This window comes from Streptomyces sp. NPDC056948 (assembly GCF_042674225.1).
Lineage (GTDB): Bacteria > Actinomycetota > Actinomycetes > Streptomycetales > Streptomycetaceae > Streptomyces > Streptomyces purpurascens.
Map to the genome: position 1 here is coordinate 1 of NZ_JBHUQX010000723.1, position 2,419 is coordinate 2,419.

Here is a 2,419-nt window from a genome sequence, read left to right on the forward strand (position 1 = left end):
GCCTCCTACGGCCAGGTCGACGACTACGACCGCGACGACGTCTTCACCCCCGCGCGTCCGGTCCAGCCGACGGCCGCCGAGACCACCGCCGTGTACGAGCCGCAGCCCATCCCGGACGACACCGGCTCCTACGGCGTCTACGGCGACACCGGGTACCACCAGGGCCCGCCCCAGGACCAGTACGCCGCCACGGCCCAGGGCACCGACCAGTCCTACGCCTACGACTACTCCGCCTACGGCCAGCAGCAGGGCTACGACGCCACGGGCCAGCAGCAGTACGCCGCCTACTCCGACCCGTACATCGGCAATCCCACCTACGACGGGACCTCGTACGACACCGGCTACGGCGACCAGCAGTACTACGGCCAGCAGCAGGGCTACGGCCAGGACCAGTACGCCGGCACCTACGGCGGCGAGAACCCGCCCGGCGGTGTGTGGGTCCCGCAGCAGCGCACCGACGAGTACGGGCAGGAGCTTCCGCCGGAGCAGCCCTACCCCTACCAGGGCAACGGGCAGCAGACGCAGGGCAACGGCTTCGACGAGCAGTACCGTTTCTGAGGCCTGAACCCCGCCGGGGGCGGTGGGCTCACTGGGAGCCCCGGAACCCCGGCCCCTCTACGACCAGTCCCGCGACCAGCGCGCCCGACATGCCCGCATGCGGCAGTCCGCCGCCGGGGTGCGCCCAGCCGCCGACGGTGAACAGGCCGGGCACGCGCGTGCTGTTGGACGGATGCAGCAGCCGCCCGTCGGCCGCCGCCAGTGCCTGCACCGGCACCGCCCCGCCCTCCGCGCCGGTCGCCTCGGCGATATCGGCCGGGGTGCGCACCTCGTGCCAGAGGAGACGCTCGCGCAGGTCGGGTAGGGCGCGTTCGGCGACGCTGATCATGGTGTCGGCGAGGGCGTCGTAGGACACCTGGTGCCCGCCGGGCCGGGCGGGCACGACTGTCGTGAGCGTGACCGCCTCGTGGTCCCGGTCCGGGACCAGCGCCGGGTCGTCGGGCCGCAGGACCGTGACCGTGGGCTGCGCGTGGACCCCCGCCGCGCCGAACAGGGCGTCCAACTCGGCCTCCCGGTCCGCCGTGTGCACCACCGTGCGGTGCGCCGTGTCCTCGGGGCGGGCGCCGCGCAGGCCCAGCAGCACCGTGAGCCGACTGGCCGACGCGGGCTGCGGCGGCACCTCGCCGTCGCCCCGCACCACGGTCCCCGCCGTCAGCCGGTCCAGCGTGCCGGGTGCGACACCGGCGACCACGAAGTCCGCCTCCGCGACCGTCCCGTCGGCGAGTTCCACCCCCGACGCGTGCCCGTCCTTCTCCAGCACCCCGGTCACGTCGGCGCCGAAACGGAACTCGACCTTTCTGGCCACACACCGCTCGTACACCGCCCGCGCCAGCTCGCGCAGGCCCCCGCGCACGTACCAGACGCCGAAGGCGTGCTCCATGTACGGCAGTACGGCCGCGCTCGCCGGGGTGACCCGGGGGTCCAGGCCGTGGGTGAGGGCATGGCTCTCCAGGAGTGCGGCGAGCCGGGGATCGCGCAGCTCCCAGGCGCCGATCTCGGCGAGCGTGCCGGCCCGGCGGGTGCGCAGCAGGCGCTTGTGGGGCACCGCCGGGTAGGGGTCCCGCTCGGCCAGCACCTGCCAGTTCGGCCACAGCGGCTCCTCCAGGAGCGGCCGGCGCGTGCGGTCCCAGGCCTCGCGGGCCCGGACCAGAAAGTCGCCCCACCGGTTCCCGTGGCCCGGGCCGAGGCCCTCGTCCAGGGCGGTGACGACGCCCGCGCGCGAGGCGTTCGGCAGCGAAACCCGGGTGCCGTCCGCGAACACGTGCAAGGACGAGGGGTCGACCTGGACCAGCTCGACGCACGCCTCCAGCGGCTCCTTGCCGGTCTTGACGAACAGATCGCGATAGACGGCCGGGAGCGGGAGCAGGCCGGGGCCCGTGTCGAAGGAGAACCCGTCACGCTCGAAGCGGCGCAGCGCTCCGCCGTATGTGTCCGTCCGCTCGTACACCACCACCCGGTGGCCCGCGACGGCCAGCCGGGCGGCAGCCGTCAGCGCGCCCATCCCGGCGCCGATCACCGCAATCCGTGCCATGCGAAGGACTCTATCGGCCCCCACTGACAGAGCGTTCTGGTGCCGCGTGCGCAGGGCTGAGTACCAGTACCTAGTGGGGGAGTTGAGTACGCGCGCGGATGGGGGACGGCCGGCGGGAACGAGAGAGTGGAGACACGGAAAGGGGCACGGCTCCGGCACCGGCGACACGGGGCGCCGGAACGGGGCCGGCCCGCGATCCGCTCCTTCCGCCGACCATGTCGGCGGGAGCGAGACACGGGGGAGAACCGGGGGACGACCGAACGGGGGTCCTGCGGGGGAACGCACGGGGGAGCAGGAAAACGGGGGAGCAGGGAAGGCGCCGGTTCGAGG

General features: G+C 73.9%; 1 protein-coding gene and 1 pseudogene. One reads left to right on the forward strand and one right to left on the reverse strand.

Annotated elements, in window-relative coordinates:
• Positions 1-558: pseudogene (locus ACFTZL_RS43990) on the forward strand (hypothetical protein); the annotation flags it as partial.
• Between the two features lie 28 nt (positions 559-586).
• Here ACFTZL_RS43990 and ACFTZL_RS43995 read toward each other — a convergent pair.
• Entirely contained in the window at positions 587-2,089 is a 1,503-nt protein-coding gene (locus ACFTZL_RS43995) for a phytoene desaturase family protein (RefSeq protein ID WP_382595995.1), read from the reverse strand.
• Between the last annotated feature and the right edge of the window lie 330 nt (positions 2,090-2,419).